At 61.5% G+C, this 17,968-nt stretch carries 15 protein-coding genes; 8 read left to right on the top strand and 7 right to left on the bottom strand.

Going from position 1 to position 17,968, the window contains the following annotated elements; genetic code table 11:
- Positions 1 to 17 precede the first annotated feature (17 nt).
- Complete coding sequence (locus E4O97_RS23885) at positions 18 to 1,343, bottom strand: MFS transporter (protein WP_248162424.1); 1,326 nt, start codon at positions 1,341 to 1,343, stop codon at positions 18 to 20.
- 258 nt (positions 1,344 to 1,601) lie between these two features.
- Between E4O97_RS23885 and E4O97_RS23880 the strand changes: the two genes are divergently transcribed.
- On the top strand, positions 1,602 to 2,492 hold the full coding sequence (locus tag E4O97_RS23880) for a LysR substrate-binding domain-containing protein (RefSeq protein ID WP_103734459.1): 891 nt from the start codon (positions 1,602 to 1,604) through the stop codon (positions 2,490 to 2,492).
- Here E4O97_RS23880 and E4O97_RS23875 read toward each other — a convergent pair.
- A complete protein-coding gene (locus E4O97_RS23875; RefSeq protein ID WP_078821709.1) occupies positions 2,468 to 3,322 on the bottom strand; it encodes a LysR substrate-binding domain-containing protein in 855 nt (284 codons plus the stop codon). The two genes, E4O97_RS23880 and E4O97_RS23875, sit on opposite strands and share 25 nt — an antisense overlap.
- A 111-nt stretch (positions 3,323 to 3,433) precedes the next feature.
- Here E4O97_RS23875 and E4O97_RS23870 point away from each other — a divergent pair, with 111 nt between their 5' ends.
- The 3 genes from E4O97_RS23870 (at position 3,434) to E4O97_RS23860 (ending at position 6,075) form a co-directional block, all read left to right on the top strand.
- Positions 3,434 to 4,543 carry a 2-aminoethylphosphonate--pyruvate transaminase gene (locus E4O97_RS23870; RefSeq protein WP_078821710.1) on the top strand — a complete coding sequence of 370 codons (1,110 nt, stop codon included), beginning with the start codon at positions 3,434 to 3,436 and terminating at the stop codon, positions 4,541 to 4,543.
- A gap of 29 nt (positions 4,544 to 4,572) precedes the next feature.
- Positions 4,573 to 5,400 carry a phosphonoacetaldehyde hydrolase gene (gene phnX / locus E4O97_RS23865; RefSeq protein WP_248132552.1) on the top strand — a complete coding sequence of 276 codons (828 nt, stop codon included), beginning with the start codon at positions 4,573 to 4,575 and terminating at the stop codon, positions 5,398 to 5,400.
- Between the two features lie 114 nt (positions 5,401 to 5,514).
- A complete protein-coding gene (locus tag E4O97_RS23860) occupies positions 5,515 to 6,075 on the top strand; it encodes a cytochrome b (protein WP_078821712.1) in 561 nt (186 codons plus the stop codon).
- 3 nt (positions 6,076 to 6,078) lie between these two features.
- Here E4O97_RS23860 and E4O97_RS23855 read toward each other — a convergent pair whose 3' ends face one another.
- Both E4O97_RS23855 and E4O97_RS23850 read right to left on the bottom strand, forming a co-directional pair.
- Positions 6,079 to 6,966 carry a pyridoxal-phosphate dependent enzyme gene (locus tag E4O97_RS23855; protein WP_248162420.1) on the bottom strand — a complete coding sequence of 296 codons (888 nt, stop codon included), beginning with the start codon at positions 6,964 to 6,966 and terminating at the stop codon, positions 6,079 to 6,081.
- Positions 6,967 to 7,023: 57 nt separating this feature from the next.
- Positions 7,024 to 9,063: an NADPH-dependent 2,4-dienoyl-CoA reductase gene (locus E4O97_RS23850; RefSeq protein ID WP_032880539.1), complete on the bottom strand. Its 2,040-nt coding sequence runs from the start codon at positions 9,061 to 9,063 to the stop codon at positions 7,024 to 7,026.
- A gap of 211 nt (positions 9,064 to 9,274) precedes the next feature.
- Here E4O97_RS23850 and E4O97_RS23845 point away from each other — a divergent pair, with 211 nt between their 5' ends.
- The 3 genes from E4O97_RS23845 to E4O97_RS23835 all read left to right on the top strand — a co-directional run bounded on the left by E4O97_RS23845 (position 9,275) and on the right by E4O97_RS23835 (position 12,775).
- Positions 9,275 to 10,405 carry a carbon-nitrogen hydrolase family protein gene (locus tag E4O97_RS23845; protein WP_248162418.1) on the top strand — a complete coding sequence of 377 codons (1,131 nt, stop codon included), beginning with the start codon at positions 9,275 to 9,277 and terminating at the stop codon, positions 10,403 to 10,405.
- A 3-nt stretch (positions 10,406 to 10,408) separates the two neighbouring features.
- On the top strand, positions 10,409 to 11,443 hold the full coding sequence (locus tag E4O97_RS23840; protein WP_103734452.1) for an AraC family transcriptional regulator: 1,035 nt from the start codon (positions 10,409 to 10,411) through the stop codon (positions 11,441 to 11,443).
- Positions 11,444 to 11,770: 327 nt separating this feature from the next.
- Positions 11,771 to 12,775: a pyruvate dehydrogenase gene (locus E4O97_RS23835; RefSeq protein ID WP_248162416.1), complete on the top strand. Its 1,005-nt coding sequence runs from the start codon at positions 11,771 to 11,773 to the stop codon at positions 12,773 to 12,775.
- Positions 12,776 to 12,828: 53 nt separating this feature from the next.
- Here E4O97_RS23835 and E4O97_RS23830 read toward each other — a convergent pair whose 3' ends face one another.
- The gene (locus tag E4O97_RS23830; RefSeq protein ID WP_032880533.1) at positions 12,829 to 13,299 is read right to left on the bottom strand and encodes a MarR family transcriptional regulator; all 471 of its coding nucleotides are present in this window, start codon (positions 13,297 to 13,299) and stop codon (positions 12,829 to 12,831) included.
- 145 nt (positions 13,300 to 13,444) lie between these two features.
- On the opposite strand from E4O97_RS23830, the gene aceE reads away from it, so the two are divergent.
- The gene (gene aceE / locus E4O97_RS23825) at positions 13,445 to 16,105 is read left to right on the top strand and encodes a pyruvate dehydrogenase (acetyl-transferring), homodimeric type (protein WP_248162414.1); all 2,661 of its coding nucleotides are present in this window, start codon (positions 13,445 to 13,447) and stop codon (positions 16,103 to 16,105) included.
- Between the two features lies 1 nt (position 16,106).
- On the opposite strand, the gene E4O97_RS23820 is transcribed toward aceE, so the two are convergent.
- Together E4O97_RS23820 and E4O97_RS23815 are read right to left on the bottom strand one after the other, a co-directional pair.
- Entirely contained in the window at positions 16,107 to 16,919 is an 813-nt protein-coding gene (locus tag E4O97_RS23820) for a DUF2242 domain-containing protein (protein ID WP_248162411.1), read from the bottom strand.
- Positions 16,920 to 17,002: 83 nt separating this feature from the next.
- Complete coding sequence (locus tag E4O97_RS23815) at positions 17,003 to 17,908, bottom strand: LysR family transcriptional regulator (protein ID WP_248162409.1); 906 nt, start codon at positions 17,906 to 17,908, stop codon at positions 17,003 to 17,005.
- Positions 17,909 to 17,968 lie beyond the last annotated feature (60 nt).

Genomic DNA, 17,968 nt, shown 5'->3' with positions numbered 1-17,968 from the left:
AAAACCGGCCAGGTGCCTCAGGTGCGCAGGGGTTTGATGGTGGCACTGCGATCCGGTATGAAGTCCCCCACCTGCGCCAGAACAGCCGGCCTGGCGTTCCAGTAGGGCATCAATACCAGTGAAGAAAACAGCGCCGCGCCGGCAAACACGATAAACACCGTTACGGTATCGAAGTAGCCCGGCAGCAAACCGCCGAGGATCGCGCCCACCGAACCGCAACCATTCACAAACCCTGCCGCCGTGGCGCCGGCTTTGGCAGTGCCGAAGTCAATGGCAGCGGTGCTGCTGATCATCGAGTCCGGACCGTACAGAGTCAGGCCCATGACAAACAGCAAGGCCATCACCAGCACCACACTGCCGGTGTGCAGCGCGCCCATGAACAACGCCAGGGCCACGGTCAACGCCAGCAGGCTCAGCACACAGGCCGGCATACGCCGGGCGCCGAACAGTTTGTCGGAAGCCAGGCCGATCAGTACCGGCCCGAGCAAACCGGCCAGCTCAAACGCGGTGGGCACGATGGCCGCGCCGACCTTGCCCACCGACGGCATCTGTTCGTAGACGATTACCGGGCCCCACAGCAAAATCGCGTAGCGCGCCGGCTTGAGCAGGAAGTACGCCAGCCCCAGCGTCAACACCGTGCGGTTGCGCAAGATAGCGCGCAACGGTTCAAGCACACTGATGCGCTGTTCGGCGGCTCTGTTCTCGGCACTCATGAGCGGCTCGGGCTCCACCGCTGGCAAACCCACATCCTGGGGGGTATTGCGCTGGAACATAAAGAACAGCCCGGCCACCACCGCCACCACCGCAGCACTGGAGATAAACGCCGCGTGCCAACTACCGATCAGGGTGTAGGCCCACCAGCCGGCGAACGGTGAAGCCACCAAGCCGCCAAAGGCATAGCACGAACTCCACAGCCCCAACACCCGCCCACGCTGCTGGGCCGGAAAGAAACTACCGAGGTTCTTGCACAACCCCGACCAGCCGGTGGACTGCGCCAACCCCTGGATCAACATGCAGGTGACAAAGATCGGCAAGGTCGCAAACGTGCCCATCACCAGCGCGGCGGCGGCGGAAACCAGCAAGCCGCCAAGCACCACCACCCGTGGCCCGAAGCGGTCGGCGAGCATGCCCCAGGTGAACTGGCCCACGGCGTACGCGGCGAGATACAAGCCATCGAGGTTGGCCATCATCATTTTATCGAGGGGGAAGCTTGGGTCGTCGCCGATCCCCAGTTTTGCCACCGAGAAGGCTTTGCGGGTGAAATAGAACGCGGCGTACGCCAGCCAGGTGATGGCGAAAATCTGCACGCGCCAACGCTTGATGCTACCCATAGGGATATTCATGGTGGTTCTGACCTCAGGTGTGAGTGTGCCGGCAGAATCGAAAGAAAACGCCTGTTTTTTTTATGGTTGAGCACTGCAATGCCGGGCCTTGGAGGGCGCGGTATTGGTCAGATGAACGCGGTGTGCCTGCGCCCATGGCCGTCGAGGTTGTAGGACTCAACCTACGGCGGCTGAGGTGCATCAAAGCAATGCCTGACTAATAGGTAAAATCGATTTATCGTATTTCAAATATAAGCTCAGCTTGTAAGAGGACGTGCCATGTCGGTTTCCCATGCCCAGCTCAAAGCCTTCCATGCGGTGGCCGTGCACGGCAGTTTTACCGGCGCCGCCGAGCGCCTGTTCCTGACCCAGCCCGCGATTTCCGACCAGGTGCGCAAACTCGAAGAGCGCTTCGGCGTATTGCTGTTTCACCGCAACAAACGTTCGGTACGCCTGACCGACCTGGGCGAACGCCTGCTGGGCATTACTCAGCGCCTGTTTGTGATCGAGGCGCAAGCCGAAGAATTGCTGCAAGACTCCCGCGCCCTGCTCACTGGCACCCTCACCCTGGCGGTGGATGCGCCCGTACATGTACTGCCACAGATTGCCCGCTTCTGCCGGCTGTACCCGGGAATCAGCGTGAAGATCGAAACCGGCAACACCGATGAGTCGTTGTTGCGCCTGTACAACTACCAGGCCGACCTGGCGCTGTTGGGTCGCGATGTCGACGATGCGCGCCTGCTGTCGCTGCCATTGCCCGACGATCAACTGCTGGCGTTTGTCGCCTGCAACCATCCCTGGGCCGGGCGCGAATCCATCTGCCTGGCCGACCTGGATGACACGCCCTTGGTGCTGCGGGAAATCGGCTCAGTGACCCGTCAGACCCTGGAGCAGGAAATGCGCCAGGCCGGCCTGCGCATTCGCCCGGCGATTCAAGTTGAAGGCCGCGAAGCCGCGCGTGAAGCAGTGGTGGTGGGCATTGGCGTGGGCGTGGTATCGGCGGCAGAGTTCGGCGCCGACGCTCGGGTGTACGCCATGCCGATCCGCGACTGCACTCAGCGCATGAAGGAAACCCTCGTCTGCCTGAAAGAACAGAGCTCACGTCGCGTGGTGGCGAGCTTTTTGGAGATCGTGCGTGACAGCCTTCACGCCAACTCGAAAAAAGCCTGAATCAAGCGCAGCGAACGGCGCCGCTCCATGCAGCCGAGCGTATGCCGGTTCAGCAGGCCATCGCCCAGGATCGGCACAGCGTGTACCCGCGGGTCCGGGCTGACCTCCATCGACGACACCACCCCTACCCCCAGTTCGGCCGCGACGGCTTCGGTCACGGCTTCACGGCTGTCCAGTTCCAGCAGCACCTTGGGCTGCACATTCGCCGCCATGCACGCGTCGTCGAACGTGCGCCGGGTAATGGAACTGGGTTCACGCAGCACCATGATCACCTCATGCAGCTGCGCCAGTTCAATCCCGTCGGGCTGCTTTGCCCACGGATGCGCTTTCGGCACCAGGGCGCAAATCCGTGACTCGTCCAGAGGTTGCAGGTGCAAGCCATTGCGCGGCTCCACCTCGGTGAGCACTGCCACATCGGCATGTTCGGACAGCAGCGCCGCCAGGGTTTCCTGGGCATTGCCCAGGCGCAGGTTCACGGTAATGCCCGGGTAGCGCGAACGCAGGCTGGCGATCATCGGCATCACCAGGTGCGGACCATCCGCCGCCACCTCCAGACGCCCAGTGAGCAACTGACGGTTGGCCTCCAGCATGGTCTGCGCCTCATCCACCAAACCGAAGATCGCCCGGGTGATGGCCGCCAGGCGTGCGCCCTCTTCGGTCAACTCCACCCGGCGGGCGGTACGGCGCAACAGCGCAATCTGGTAATGCTCTTCAAGCGCCTTGATATGCCCGGTTACCGCCGGCTGGCTGATGAACAGCCGCGCCGCAGCACGGGTAAAACTGCCCTCGCGGGCCACGGCATCGAATGCACGCAGTTGAAACAGGTTCATAGCTATCGGCCTCACTGATAGCTCGCATAACAACAAACAATTTGATTGATAACAAGCCAAACTGCAATTTAGGCGCCGTAGCTTCAACCCCGACCCTTGCGAGGATTTGAGATGACCACTGCCGCGCCGATCCTGTTGACCCCTGGCCCCCTGACCACTTCGACCCGCACCCGTCAGGCGATGATGGTGGATTGGGGGTCATGGGATGATCGCTTCAACCAGCTCACCGCCAGCGTCTGCACGCAGCTGCTGGCGATCCTCAATGCTGCCGACAGCCACCATTGCGTGCCGTTGCAGGGCAGCGGCACCTTCGCCGTCGAAGCCGCCATCGGCACGCTGGTCCCGCGCAATGGCAAGGTGTTGGTGCTGATCAACGGCGCCTACGGCAAGCGCCTGGCGAAGATTTGCGAAGTGCTCGGTCGCTCGTTCAGCACCTTTGAAACCGCTGAGGACGAGCCCACCACCGCTGCCGATGTAGATCGCCTACTGCAGGCTGACGCGGCAATCACCCACGTCGCGTTGATCCATTGCGAAACCAGTACCGGCATTCTCAACCCGCTGGCGGAGATCGCCCAGGTCGTCAAACGCCACGACAAGCGCCTGATCATCGATGCCATGAGTTCTTTCGGCGCGCTGCCGATCGATGCTCGCGAAGTGCCGTTCGAGGCGCTGATCGCCGCCTCGGGCAAATGCCTGGAAGGCGTACCGGGCATGGGCTTTGTCTTTGCCGAAAAAGCTGCGCTGGCCGCCTCCCAGGGCAACTGCCATTCCCTGGCAATGGACCTGTTCGACCAGCACACCTATATGGCCAAGACCGGACAATGGCGTTTCACCCCACCGACCCACGTCGTCGCGGCCCTGCATGAAGCGTTGCTGCAATACGCCGAAGAAGGCGGCCTGCCCGCCCGTCATCAACGCTACGCCGACAACTGTCAGGCACTGCTGGACGGCATGGCTGCGCTGGGCCTGCGCAGTTTCCTGCCGGCGGCGATCCAGGCGCCGATCATCGTCACCTTCCACGCACCAAAAGACCCGCGCTACCAGTTCAAGGACTTCTACGAACGGGTCAAGGCCAAGGGTTTCATCCTTTACCCCGGCAAGCTGACCCAGGTGGAAACCTTTCGCGTGGGCTGCATCGGCCATGTCGATGCGGCCGGTATGCAGGCGGCGGTCAAGGCTATCGCCGACGTGCTGCAAGAAATGGAAGTGCTGGACATTTGACTGCCCCCATTACCCACAGGACCTGAACCATGAACTATCAAAACCCCAACACCCTCCAGGCCGTTATCCTCGACTGGGCCGGCACCGTGGTCGACTTCGGCTCCTTTGCCCCCACGCAGATCTTTGTCGAGGCGTTTGCCGAGTTCGACGTGCAAGTCTCTATCGAAGAAGCCCGTGGCCCGATGGGCATGGGCAAGTGGGACCATATCCGCACTCTCTGCGACCAGCCGCAAGTTGCCGAGCGCTACCGCAAGGCCTTCGGCCGCACACCGACCGATGATGACGTGACCGCCATCTACCAGCGTTTCATGCCGCTGCAAATCGAGAAGATCGCCGAACACTCAGCCCTGATCCCCGGCGCCCTCAACACCCTGGCCGGCGTGCGCGCCCAAGGTATCAAGATCGGCTCCTGCTCCGGCTATCCCAAGCAGGTGATGGACAAAGTCGTCGCCCTGGCCGCCACCAACGGCTATGTCGCCGACCACGTGGTCGCGACCGATGAAGTCCCCAACGGCCGCCCTTGGCCGGCCCAGGCCCTGGCCAACGTGATCGCCCTGGGCATTGATGATGTGGCCGCGTGCGTGAAGGTCGACGACACCGTGCCGGGTATTCTCGAAGGCCGTCGTGCCGGGATGTGGACCGTAGCGCTGACCTGTTCGGGCAATGCCCTGGGCCTGACCTACGAGCAATTTCGCGCCCTGGACAGCGCCACACTGGCCAGCGAGCGTCAGCGCATCGAAACGATGTTCGAAGGCTCGCGCCCGCACTACCTGATCGACACTATCAACGACCTGCCGAATGTCATCGCCGACATCAACGCACGCCTGGCACGCGGGGAAATGCCGCAAAGTTACTGACCAGGATCAAGGCAACGGCATTGGCAACGAGCGAAGCGCTCAAAACGGGCATACAGTTAACGTACTCCGTCGCTAAAGAGCGGAGGTATGCCCTGATGAGTGAGGAAAAAAGCAATGCCGTGGAAAAATTCCGATACGCGCTACAGCACCATGTCGATTGCGCTGCACTGGTTGATGGTAGTGCTGCTGGCGGTGGTCTACGCCTGCATTGAGTTACGCGGGCAATTCCCCAAAGGCAGCGGTGCGCGCACGCTGATTGTCGAAATGCACTTTATGTTCGGACTTACCGTGTTTGTGCTGGTGTGGCTGCGCCTGTTCGCACGCAGCCTGGGGGTGGCGCCGAAGATCGTGCCGGCACCGCCGCCATGGCAGAGCCGGCTGGCGAAGCTGATGCATGGGGCGCTGTATGCGTTGATGATCGGGTTGCCGATTGCCGGTTGGTTGATCGTCAGTGCCAAGGGGCATTCGGTGATGTTCTATGGGATGGAGTTACCGCCGCTGATTGCAGAAAACAAGGCGTTGGCCGAGGAGATTGAAGGCTGGCACGTGCTGTTCGCCCAGATCGGTTACTGGCTGATCGGGCTGCATGCGCTGGCGGGGATCTTTCACCATTATGTGATGCGCGATAACACTGCCTTGCGAATGATGCCGGGCGGGCACAATCCCACCCGTTGACACCTACAGGAAACCTCGGCGGCCTTGCAGGCCGCCAGTGTGGATGAAGATCAGCCGCGCGCCGGGGGCAAAGCGTCCGGCCTCGATCTGTTGCTTCAATGCCAGCAGCGCCTTGCCGGTGTAGAGCGGCTCCAGTGGCACACCGCAGGCCCGTTCGGTGCGCTCGATAAAGTCGAGCAGCAGCGGATCGACCTTGGCAAAGCCGCCACGGCAGGCGTCCAGCAACTCATAACCGGTCTGCACAATCGCACTCACATTCTGCGCCACGCCATGATCATCCGGCACAGCCATTGCGCCGTACACCGGATGCGCGCCGGCCTCCGCCAGCACCAACCCGGCCAGAGTAGTACCGGTGCCCGCCGCCAGCCACCATGCGTCGTAATCCGTCCAACCGAGGTGTCTCAACTGCACCCGCGCCTGCTCCACCAACACCCCACAGCCCAGCGCACCGTCCAGACCGCCACCGCCTTCGGGTATCGGATAAAGGTCGGGATACTGCTCGCGCCAGGGCAGCCAGAAACCCGGCTCATGCCGCACCCGATAACCGCCGTAGCCCAACCAATGCAGTTGCATGCCGAAGGTCTTGAGGTCGAGCACCGTGGGAGTGTCTTGGGGATGGCCGCGCAACAGGCCGACCGTGGGAAAATCAAAGCGCTTGCCCGCCGCTGCCAGTGCGTGCAGATGGTTGGAGTGAGCCCCGCCAAGGCTGATAACCCCTTTGGCGCCGGTAGCGCGGGCCTGAGCCAAGTGTTCGGCAAGTTTGAACCACTTGTTGCCGCTGATCAGCGGGTCGATGCGGTCCAGGCGCAGCACGGCCAACTCGATGCCGTTCAGCCAATCAAGCTGCACAGGTTCAAGGGGCGCATAAGGCAGCCAATCGAAAGGGCCCATCGGCAGGTATCTGAATGAGAAAGGGGCGGCAAGTCTAACACCCCCCCTATTGTCGCCTTACAACTCGGCCGCCAGGCGCGAGCCCTGATTGATGGCGCGCTTGGCGTCCAGCTCGGCGGCCACATCGGCACCGCCGATCAGGTGCACGTTCTGGCCGGCAGCGACCAGGCCGTCATGCAGTTCGCGCAGCGGGTCCTGGCCGGCGCAGATGACAATGTTGTCCACCGCCAGCACCTGCGGTTCACCCTCGGCGCCGATGCGGATATGTAAGCCTGCGTCATCGATCTTCAAGTACTCGACACTGTTGAGCATCTGCACCTGTTTGTTCTTCAAACCGGTACGGTGAATCCAGCCGGTGGTCTTGCCCAGGCCGTCGCCAACCTTGGAAGCCTTGCGTTGCAGCAGGAACACCTCGCGGGCCGGCGCATGGCGCTCGGGCTTGATCCCGGCCACCCCGCCACGTGCTTCCAGTTGGGTATCGATGCCCCACTCTTTCCAGAACGCCTCGCGATCCAGGCTGGTAGACACGCCTTGGTGTACGAGGAATTCCGATACATCGAAACCGATGCCGCCGGCACCGATCACCGCCACACGCTTGCCCACCGGCTTGCGCTCCAGGATCACATCCAGGTAACTCAACACCTTGGCGTTCTCGACTCCCGGGATCGCCGGGGTGCGCGGCGCGATACCGGTGGCCAGGATCACCTCGTCATAACCACCTGCCACCAGCTGCTCGACGCCCACACGAGTGTTGAGGCACAGCTCTACGTGAGTGGTCTGCAATTTGCGTTTGAAGTAACGCAGGGTTTCGAAAAACTCTTCCTTACCCGGCACACGCTTGGCGATATTGAACTGGCCGCCAATCTCGCTGGCGGAATCGAACAAGGTCACCTGATGCCCACGCTCAGCGGCAACAGTGGCAGCGGCCAGACCGGCAGGGCCGGCGCCGACCACCGCGATTTTCTTGATCTGCTTGACGGGCAGGTAATTGAGTTCGGTTTCATAGCAGGCGCGCGGGTTGACCAAACAGGTGGTCAGCTTGCCGCCGAAGGTGTGGTCCAGGCACGCCTGGTTGCAGCCGATGCAGGTGTTGATTTCATCGGCGCGCCCAGCGGCGGCCTTGTTGACGAACTCCGGGTCGGCCAGAAACGGGCGCGCCATCGAGACCATGTCGGCATCGCCTTCGGCCAGGATCTGCTCGGCGATTTCCGGGGTGTTGATGCGGTTGGTGGTGATCAGCGGAATCTGCACCGCACCGCGCAATTTGGCGGTGACTTTGCTGAAGGCGCCACGCGGGACCTTGGTGGCAATGGTAGGGATACGCGCTTCGTGCCAGCCGATACCGGTGTTGATGATCGTCGCGCCAGCCTGCTCGATAGCCTTGGCCAACTGCACGATTTCCTTCCAGACGCTGCCGCCTTCCACCAGATCAAGCATCGACAGGCGGAAGATAATGATGAAGTTCGGGCCGACGGCCTCGCGCACGCGACGCACGATCTCCACCGCCAGGCGCATACGGTTTTCAAAGCTGCCGCCCCAACGGTCGGTGCGATGGTTGGTCTGGGCGGCGAGGAACTGGTTAATGAAGTAGCCCTCCGAACCCATGATCTCCACACCGTCGTATTCGGCGGCCTGGGCCAGCAACGAGCAGGTGACAAAATCCTGAATCTGCTTCTCGATGCCCTCCTCATCCAATTCCTTGGGCTTGAACGGGTTGATCGGCGCCTGGATCGCACTCGGCGCCACCTGCTTGGGGCTGTAGGCATAACGCCCGGCGTGAAGGATCTGCATGCAGATCTTGCCGCCCGCCTCGTGCACCGCCTGGGTGACGATCTTGTGCTTGCGCGCCTCTTCTTCAGTGGTCAGCTTGGCTGCCCCGGCGTATACACCGCCTTCATCATTCGGACCAATGCCGCCGGTGACCATCAGGCCCACGCCACCACGGGCGCGCTCGGCAAAGTAGGCTGCCATGCGCTCGAAACCGCCGGGCTTTTCTTCCAGGCCGGTGTGCATCGAGCCCATCAGGGTACGGTTGCGCAAGGTGGTAAAACCCAGGTCCAACGGGGCCAGCAGGTGCGGGTAGGCAGCAGCGGTCATGGTACAGCTCCACAACGGATCATCACGGGACGTGGCGCACTCGAACGGTGTGCCATCGGTTTATGTCCCACAGACTAAGAGGCGGTGGACCACGGCTCAATGACTGAAACTGACAAGTTATTGATCCAAATGCACAGCGCCCCTTGGCAAGCCGCGCCATGGGCCCTACCCTAGTCGCGAACCCTGCACCTGGTCTGTTGTCTGTTGCCCCATGCGTAAACTTCTAGCGTTCACCGTCACCATGGCCCTGGTTGCCGCCCTCTCCGCGTATCTGGTGTGGACCCAGGAGCGCCCCGTGGCGCATTACCTGTCGGACCTGCGTATCACCCTCGCCGTCAATGAGGGCGAACCAGCCGACCGTGGCAACCTGCTCGGCATTCAGCCAGAGCTGTTCCCTGCCGACTATCAAAGCCTGGAACGCCTGCATTTGAAGCTGTCGAGCTACCTGCAAAAAGCGCGCGACCAAGGCCTGATCAACGCCAAGACCATCGTGGTGCTGCCCGAACATATCGGCACCTGGCTGATGCTCAAGGGCGAAAAAAACGAGCTGTACCAGGCCACGCATTTGAAGGATGCGATGAACTGGCTGTCGATCAGCAACCCACTGCAGTTTGCGAAAGCCTGGATCAGCGCCACCGGCGACAACCGCATGGATGACGCCTACCTGCGCATGAAGGCCCCTGCCATGGCGCGCGACTATCAAGTGGTGTTCGGCGGGCTGGCAAAAGAATTTGGCGTAACCCTGGTGGCCGGTTCCATCGCCCTGCCCAACCCGAGCGTGATCCAGGGGCAGTTGGAAGTCGGCCATGGCGCGCTGTACAACGCCAGCGTGGTGTTTGCCGCCGACGGTTTGCCACTGGGCCAACCGCAGCGTCAGCTCTACCCGATCTACGATGAGCGTGGCTTTATCGAGCCAGGCGATGAGAATGTCGTCAGCGTGGTGGATACGCCTGCCGGGCGCCTGGGCACCCTGGTCGGCAGCGACAGCTGGTACCCGGACAACTATCGCAAGCTCAACGAGCAAGGTGCGCAACTGATCGCAGTACCGGCCTTCGTCACTGGCCGCGACACCTGGGACCGTCCATGGCGCGGCTTCAAGAGCGTGTCGACGCCTTCCGAGGTCAGCCTCAAACCCGAAGAAACCAGCGAAGGCGCCGCCTGGCGCCGCCTCACACTGATCAGCCAGCAGCCTGTCAGCCAGGCAATGGCGGGCATGAGCGTGTTTTTACGTGGGCAGTTCTGGGACCTGGGCAGCGCCGGCCAGAGTTTTCTGAGCAGCAACGGGCAAGTGTTCGCCGACGGCGATGCCCGTGGCGCGCGCCTGCTGAATATCTGGCTGTAGCCCTTGAAGCCGGTGCGCCTGGGGGATCTGTCGGTGGGCTTCGTGCACACCCTGGCCGATGCCATCCAGAGCCACGGCCTGGACCCGCAACCGCTGTTGCTGCAATACGGCCTGGACCCTGCACGCCTGGCTGAAGCCGGCGCACGCCTGTCGATCCCGCGCTATATGCGCCTGGGCCACGCGGCCATCCAACTGACCGGCGACCCGGGCCTGGGCCTGCGCATGGGCCAACTCAGCCGCTTGAGCCAGGCCGGCCTGGCCGGTGTCACCGCCGCCCAGGCCCCCAATGTGCGCGAAGCGGCGCGCACGCTCACACGCTTTGAAGCGCTGTACGGCTCCAACTATCGTGGGCAATCGAGCTTTCATGAAGATGCCGAAGGCGCCTGGCTGCGGTTCTACTCCATCAGCCCCTACAACGCCTATAACCGCTTTGTGGTGGACTCGATCATCGCCGGTTGGCTGCAACAATTATCCAGCCTGGCGCAACAGCCGGTGCAGGCACAACGGATAGAAATCGAATTCGACGCGCCGGACTATCACGAACACTACAACAGGCTGGGAAGCGGCCTGGTGCACTTCGGCGCCGATGCCAATCAACTGCGTCTGAGCCAACCCACCTTGGCGCTGCGCAACCCACAGCACTGCCCAAGCACCTGGCACCTGCTGCTGCAGCTGTGTGAAAGGGAGTTGGAGCAGCTGACTCGCACCCGCAGCCTGCGCGAGCGCATCACGCGGTTGCTCGGGCCGATGCTCAATGGCGGCCGGGAACCCGACCTGGAAGAGGTGGCGGCACGCTTGAAACTGCCGACCTGGACACTGCGGCGCAAACTGGCCGAGGAAGGCACACAGTTTCGCGCAATTCTCAACGACACCCGCCGCGACCTGGCCATGACCTATATTCGCGATACCGAGCTGGCATTTGGCGAGATCGCCTACTTGCTTGGCTTTGCTTCAGCCCAAGCCTTCCAGCGGGCCTTCAGGCGCTGGAATAACCAGACCCCAGGGGAATTTCGCCGCAGTCAGCGGCATTCCGCCTGAAGTCAGCGTTACAGCTCGGTGGCATCGTCGACCGGATCCAGCGGGTCCAACTCGAATGCCTGATACTCCAGCAGTTCTTCCTGGTAATCATCCATGGTGGACTCCTTCTTCAAATGAAAGCGGTGGCAGGTAAATGACCTGCGAACCCAGCCTAAAGTGCCGTCATGACGAAAAAATGTCGACGTTGTGACATTCCTGCGCTTGAAAAGTTAAACGCGACAGGCGCCGGATAATTTAATCCCATGACTTGAAGTACGATTGCAATCATTGCAAATGCAATCACATTTCCAGTAGGGTACAAATATCCGTTGGAAGGAGCTTGGACCCATGCCTGCCTCTATCGCGCATTCTGCGCAGAGCTGCATCGATGCACTCAGCACCGCCGTTTGCCCGGGCAACTCGCCGCTGTATACGGTGATGAGCATGGCCAATACTCTGGAATCCAGCCGGCACGCCTGGGTGATCCGTGGCCAGTCATGCAGCCGCCGCGTGGGCAACTGGCCTATCTGGTTTGCGCGCAATCGCGGCGAAAAACCCCTGCTCTATCTGCACAGCGCAGTGTCGTCTGCACAGTTGTGCGCACTGTCGGAGCAGACCGCCCAACGTGGCATCTTGTGCAATGACATCGAGAACCAGCCTTCCCCGTGGCCCAAGGGCACGCACCCGTCATTGCCAGTATGGCTGGCGGCTCATCCACGCTGCACACCCTACGATCCCGCCTCGGGAGACGAAGCTCGAGCGATTGTGCTGGCAGGACTACGCACGCTGTACGTCGACGGCCAGCCAGGTTTTTATTATCTGGCGCTGCATGACCAGGATGCCCCCACGACACTGACTGCCCAGGACCGAGAGGATGCCCACAAAGGCATGTATCCGATCCAGCGTAATCAAGCAGCCGATGTGCGCCTGCTCGGGGCTGGCCGGGCATTGCAAGAGGTCATGCATGCCGCAAGGTTGCTGGAACAGGACTGGAATATTACGGCGCAGGTGTGGAGCAGCCCCAGCTACACACGGTTGGCCCGTGAGGCGGCGACCGCGGAGCGCTGGAACCGCTTGCACCCCTTGGCCCCCAGGCGCAGCTGCCATTTACGTGATTGCCTGGCAGGCATTAGCGCACCCGTCATTGCCGTCACCGGTTATCCGCAGGTGATTGTCGATCAATTAGCCGCGCATGTAGATGCACGATTTATCGCCTTGGGCGCAGGCTCGATGCAGGCCTCTGCGCCGAGCCGCTATTGGATTGTGGCGTCAGCGTTAAGAGCGCTGGCCGATGAAGGGCGTACCGAGGTGCAGCAGGTGGAAAACGCACTGCAGCGCTATCACCTGAAGTGAGGGGGAATGCAATTGCGCAAGCAAGGTCCCCCGCACTGAGTCTGTTTTCGAACCTACGATTTACGTCGGCTGCGCACTTGCACACCCGCATCCATCGCCAAGCCCGCCGTGCGCTCCAGGGCATCGGCAAATGCCTGGCGCTGCTCGGGTTCGATTTGTGAAATGAACAGCTCGTCCACGGTGCTTTCGTAGATCTTCCACATGCTCTTGCGCAGCGCTCGACCCGTGTCCGTGATCGAGGCAAACGCCGCACGACCGTCGCCATCGGAGCGGGAACGCACTACCAGGCCGTCCTTTTCCAGGCGGTCCACCAGGCGCGTGAGGTTATAGCGCTCAATGGCCAGCACATCGGCCAGTTCGTGCATACGCCGGGTGCCGCCGGGCCCGCTTTCCAGGCCCCACAACGCATCGTACCAGGCGTACGGCGGCAGGCCCGCCGCAGCCAGGCGCCGCTCGATTTCACGGATGACCGTCCTGTGAGCCCTGACAAAACGGAACCATACATCCGGCTCTTTCGACGACATGCAACACCATCCGGGGAATTTCAAGAAGATTGCAATAGTAGCTCATCCCGCGCTAGATTCTGGCATGTCATTGCAATTGCAACTACATTTTGCATCACTCCCGCGAGGAGCTCGCTGCTTGAATCCGCCTACCCTGGAGCCTCACATGACCCCGAATGACCCAGTAAGACTCGACGATGATCCGCAGGAAACCCGCGAATGGCTGGAGTCCATCGAATCGGTGCTGTCCACCGAGGGCCGTCCCCGCGCTCATTACCTGATCGATCAGTTGCTGGATTTCGACGTTGCACGGCATGGCGACTTCTACGGGCGGGTGACCACCCCCTACGTCAATACCATCCCGGTTGAGCGCCAGTTGCCCTACCCCGGTAACCAGGCCATCGAGCGGCGCACCAATGCGTTCATCCGCTGGAATGCCATGGCGATGGTATTGCGCGCAGGCAAACACTCAGGCGTGGGTGGGCATATCGCCACCTATGCGTCAGCCGCCGTGCTGTATGACGTAGGCTTCGATCATTTTTTCCGTGGCCGAACCGACACATTCGACGGCGACCTGGTGTACATCCAGGGCCATTCCTCACCAGGCATTTATGGCCGTGCCTACCTGGAGGGCCGTATCAGCGAAGCGCAGCTGGATAACTTTCGGCGCGAGGCCGGTGGCGAGGGTTTGTCTTCCTACCCTCACCCACGATTGATGCCGGACTTCTGGCAATTCCCTACGGTCTCCATGGGCCTGGGACCGATCACTGCCGCGTACCAGGCGCGTTTTATGCGATACCTGGAGTTTCGAGACCTCAAGCAGCATCAGGGCCGCAAGGTTTGGGCATTCCTCGGCGATGGCGAAATGGACCAGCCCGAATCCCTGGCGGCCATCTCGCTGGCGGGCCGCGAAAAACTCGACAACCTGATCTTCGTGGTCAACTGCAACCTGCAACGCCTGGATGGTCCGGTGCGCGGCAATGCCAAGGTGATCCAGGAGTTCGAGAGCCTGTACCGTGCCGCCGGCTGGAATGTGATCAAGGTGATCTGGGGCGGCGGCTGGGACGCGCTGCTGGAAAAGGACCAGAGCGGCCTGCTGCGCCAACGCATGATGGAATGCGTGGACGGCGACTACCAGAATTACAAATCCCAGAATGGCGCTTATGTGCGTGAACACTTCTTTGGCAAATACCCGCAGTTGCTGGCGCTGGTTGCGGACATGTCCGACGACGACATCTGGAAACTCTCACGGGGCGGGCATGACCCGGACAAGGTCTACAACGCCTACGCCGCCGCCGTGCGCCACAAGGGCCAGCCCACGGTGATACTGGCCAAGACGGTCAAGGGCTTCGGCATGGGTGAAGCTGGCGAAGGCCAAAACATCAACCATCATCTGAAGAAGATGGGGGCCGAAGCGGTAAAAGCTTTCCGCGACCGCTTCGGCCTGGAGGTCGACGATGACCGGCTCGAAGAAATCCCCTACCTCAAACCCGCCGTCGACAGCGAAGAGGCCCACTACTTTGCCGCACGACGGCAGGCGCTGGGAGGCTATGTGCCAGCGCGCCACACGAGCGTTGCGCCGCTGCAAATCCCCGAGCTGAGCGCCTTCGCCACCCAACTCAAAGACACCGGTGAGCGCGCCATCTCCACCACCATGGCCTTTGTGCGCATCCTCGGCACGCTGCTCAAGGACCCGCATTTGGGCAAGCTGATCGTGCCTATTGTGCCGGATGAGTCGCGTACCTTTGGCATGGAAAGCCTGTTCCGCCAGATCGGTATCCACTCAGCCGTCGGCCAGCTCTATACCCCACAGGACGCCGGGCAATTGAGCTACTACAAAGAAAGCAAAGACGGACAGATCATGCAGGAAGGGCTGAATGAATCCGGCGCCATTTCTTCCTGGATTGCGGCAAGCACGTCCTATAGCAACCATGGCCTGATGACCGTGCCGTTCTATATTTTCTACTCGATGTTCGGCTTCCAGCGCGTCGGCGACCTGGCCTGGGCGGCGGGCGATGCGCGAGCACGGGGCTTCCTGCTGGGCGCCACGGCCGGACGCACCACGCTGATGGGGGAAGGCTTGCAACACGACGACGGACACAGCCATATCCTGGCGTCGGTGATTCCCTGCTGCGTGGCCTATGACCCGACTTTTGCCTACGAACTGGCGGTGATTATTCGCGAGGGTATGCGGCGCATGTATGTCGAACAGGAGGACATCTATTACTACATCACCCTGCTCAACGAAAACTATCCGCACCCGGCGATGCCGGAAGGCGTTGAAGAAGGCATTCTCAAGGGCATGTATCCGCTGAGCAGCCACCCGCAGGCAAAGGTGCAGCTCATGGGCAGCGGTTCAATCTTGCGCGAAGTGATCGCCGCAGCCGAGTTGCTCGCCAAGGATTTCGCCGTGCATAGCGATGTCTGGAGCGTCACCAGCCTGACCGAATTGCGCCGTGATGGGCACGCCGCCGAACGCTGGAACCTCCTGCACCCGCAAAGCGAGCCGCGCCAAAGCTACGTCGAAACCTGCCTTGCCGGGAGAACCGGCGCTGTGGTGGTGGCCACGGACTACATGAAGTTGTTCGCCGACCAGATTCGCCCCTTCGTGCATAACCGCCGTTTTGTCGCACTGGGTACCGACGGTTTCGGGCAATCGGACACCCGCGAGACATTGCGCGAGTTCTTCGAGGTAGACCGGCACTTTATCGCTTTAGCAGCCTTGAAGGCGTTGGCTGATGACGGTGTGATTGGTCGTGACAACGTCGCCCTGGCCATCAGCCGCTACGGGATCAACGTCGACAAGGCCGATCCCGTAGCCATCTGAGTTACTGCGCAGGCGCTGGCAAGGGCGGTATTGCCTCTGTCGGCGCAGGCAGGCTGGGATTGGTCGGCGCCGGCGCGGGCTCGGTTGCTGGCGCCGAGGCAGGCGCAGGTTCCGGGGTCGGTGCGATCGGCGCAGCCTCAGGTGGCGGTGCCAGGGGTTGCGAAGCGGCAGGCGCTACAGGTGCCTCCTTCGGCGCCTCGACCTTCTCGGCTACCGGAGCGGCCTTGGGTTCAGGCACACCCAGGTCAGCCTTGGGCTGCTCGGGTATATGCTCGGCCTGCTTGACCTCCTGCGGCAGGAACACATCCACCAGCGCAAAGTAACGCTCGTAGAACTTCGGCGCCGAGACGGTCTCGCTCGCGACTTTCACCATCGAGTCGTCAGTGGAGCCGATCGGCATCGACACCGAACCCAGCACACCCACGCCGAGGCTGGCGGAGTTGTTGACCTTCTTCAGCGCATAGCGATCCTGCAAGGCGTTGGCAAACATCGTCGAGTGATTGCTGCCTTTGCCATCAGCAGCGCACACCACGTTGAAACTGATCTGCAGATGGGTCTCGCCGGTCTGCTGAAAACTCTTGTTGCCCGCCACCAGCTTTGGATCGCTGCTGGTAATGATGTAACCCTGGCTCAGCAGGGCACGACGCGCCGCTTCACACGCCACTACATCGCTGACCGGGTAATCGCGGGAAAACGTACCGGAATCGTCGAAATTCTCATGTTCATAGATAGCGGTCTTGGGTGAGGAGCAGCCCGCGGCGCCCGCCAGCACCAGCGCCAACCCGAGGCTACGCAAGTGAAATGATGTCGACATTGAAAATCCTGTGGAAAACGGTCCGGACGGTATTGTGCAACAGAACGCGGCCTTGAAGCGCGCATTCCTGTCGGTTAAACATCTCAGCCTTGTGAAGCCGCGTCAGTAGGAAAAAGCCCGGCACACATATGGTCGATAAACACGCGCAATTTGGCCGAGGCATGGCGACTGGCCGGCCACAGCAACCAGAAACTGCCGCGGTGTTCGAGGTGCTCATCCAGCACGCGCTGCAAAGCCCCTTGCGCAACCGCCTCGTTGACCATGTAGTCCGGCAGACACGCAATACCGAGACCTTCCTGGGCCACATGCTTGAGAGACTCAATGGTGCTGCTGACCAGCGGCGCACGCAAGCTCGGCTCCGCCGCGCCCGGCACCAGTCGCAGCGGCCAGGGCTCGAGTTTGCCGGAGGCGCAGAATTTGTGCCGAAGGCAGGCGTGATGACTCAAGTCCAGGGGCAGGAGTGGCGTGCCGTATTGGTCGAAATAGCCGGGCGTACCGACAAGTACCAATTGATAATGCCCCAGATGGCGCGCCATCAAGCGCGAGTCTTGCGGTTTACCGGTGCGGATCACCGCGTCGAAGCCTTCATCGATGACATCCACCATACGGTCGGAAAAATCCACGTCCAACTCGATATCCGGATAGGCGCGCATAAAACCACTGATCACCGGCATCAGCAACCCGCGCACTTGGGGCACGCTGATACGCAGTTTGCCCCGCGGGGTGGCACTGGCCTCGCTCAACTCCAGCTCAGCCGCTTCCACTTCCGCCAGGATGCGCCGCGAGCGCTCCAGCAACAGCGCGCCCTCACTGGTCAGGGTGATACTGCGGGTACTTCGATGAAACAGCCTGACGCCCAGGCGCTCCTCCATGCGTGCGATGCTTTTGCCTACCGCTGAGGATGACACGCCCAATACCCGCCCGGCGGTGGTGAAGCTACGGGTTTGCGCGACCTGTACGAATACCGAGAGCCCGCTCAGACTGTCCATGCTGATGCCTTGGTCGATTGCGGACGAAAATGCCCGATAAGTTCGGCACCTTAGCCTGTT

The organism is Pseudomonas sp. W15Feb34 (assembly GCF_023127765.1).
Taxonomy (GTDB): domain Bacteria; phylum Pseudomonadota; class Gammaproteobacteria; order Pseudomonadales; family Pseudomonadaceae; genus Aquipseudomonas; species Aquipseudomonas synxantha_A.
This window is presented reverse-complemented; position numbering and strand designations above follow the sequence as displayed.

What these genes read in the sequence shown, in the direction of transcription:
- E4O97_RS23860 (WP_078821712.1), top strand. Translation starts at nt 5,515, where the DNA reads ATGCCGTGGAAAAATTCCGATACGCGCTACAGCACCATGTCGATTGCG.
- E4O97_RS23830 (WP_032880533.1), bottom strand. Translation starts at nt 13,299, where the DNA reads ATGTCGTCGAAAGAGCCGGATGTATGGTTCCGTTTTGTCAGGGCTCAC.
- aceE (WP_248162414.1), top strand. Translation starts at nt 13,445, where the DNA reads ATGACCCCGAATGACCCAGTAAGACTCGACGATGATCCGCAGGAAACC.
- phnX (WP_248132552.1), top strand. Translation starts at nt 4,573, where the DNA reads ATGAACTATCAAAACCCCAACACCCTCCAGGCCGTTATCCTCGACTGG.
- E4O97_RS23820 (WP_248162411.1), bottom strand. Translation starts at nt 16,919, where the DNA reads ATGTCGACATCATTTCACTTGCGTAGCCTCGGGTTGGCGCTGGTGCTG.
- E4O97_RS23880 (WP_103734459.1), top strand. Translation starts at nt 1,602, where the DNA reads ATGTCGGTTTCCCATGCCCAGCTCAAAGCCTTCCATGCGGTGGCCGTG.
- E4O97_RS23850 (WP_032880539.1), bottom strand. Translation starts at nt 9,063, where the DNA reads ATGACCGCTGCTGCCTACCCGCACCTGCTGGCCCCGTTGGACCTGGGT.
- E4O97_RS23855 (WP_248162420.1), bottom strand. Translation starts at nt 6,966, where the DNA reads ATGGGCCCTTTCGATTGGCTGCCTTATGCGCCCCTTGAACCTGTGCAG.
- E4O97_RS23815 (WP_248162409.1), bottom strand. Translation starts at nt 17,908, where the DNA reads ATGGACAGTCTGAGCGGGCTCTCGGTATTCGTACAGGTCGCGCAAACC.
- E4O97_RS23885 (WP_248162424.1), bottom strand. Translation starts at nt 1,343, where the DNA reads ATGAATATCCCTATGGGTAGCATCAAGCGTTGGCGCGTGCAGATTTTC.
- E4O97_RS23870 (WP_078821710.1), top strand. Translation starts at nt 3,434, where the DNA reads ATGACCACTGCCGCGCCGATCCTGTTGACCCCTGGCCCCCTGACCACT.
- E4O97_RS23845 (WP_248162418.1), top strand. Translation starts at nt 9,275, where the DNA reads ATGCGTAAACTTCTAGCGTTCACCGTCACCATGGCCCTGGTTGCCGCC.
- E4O97_RS23835 (WP_248162416.1), top strand. Translation starts at nt 11,771, where the DNA reads ATGCCTGCCTCTATCGCGCATTCTGCGCAGAGCTGCATCGATGCACTC.
- E4O97_RS23875 (WP_078821709.1), bottom strand. Translation starts at nt 3,322, where the DNA reads ATGAACCTGTTTCAACTGCGTGCATTCGATGCCGTGGCCCGCGAGGGC.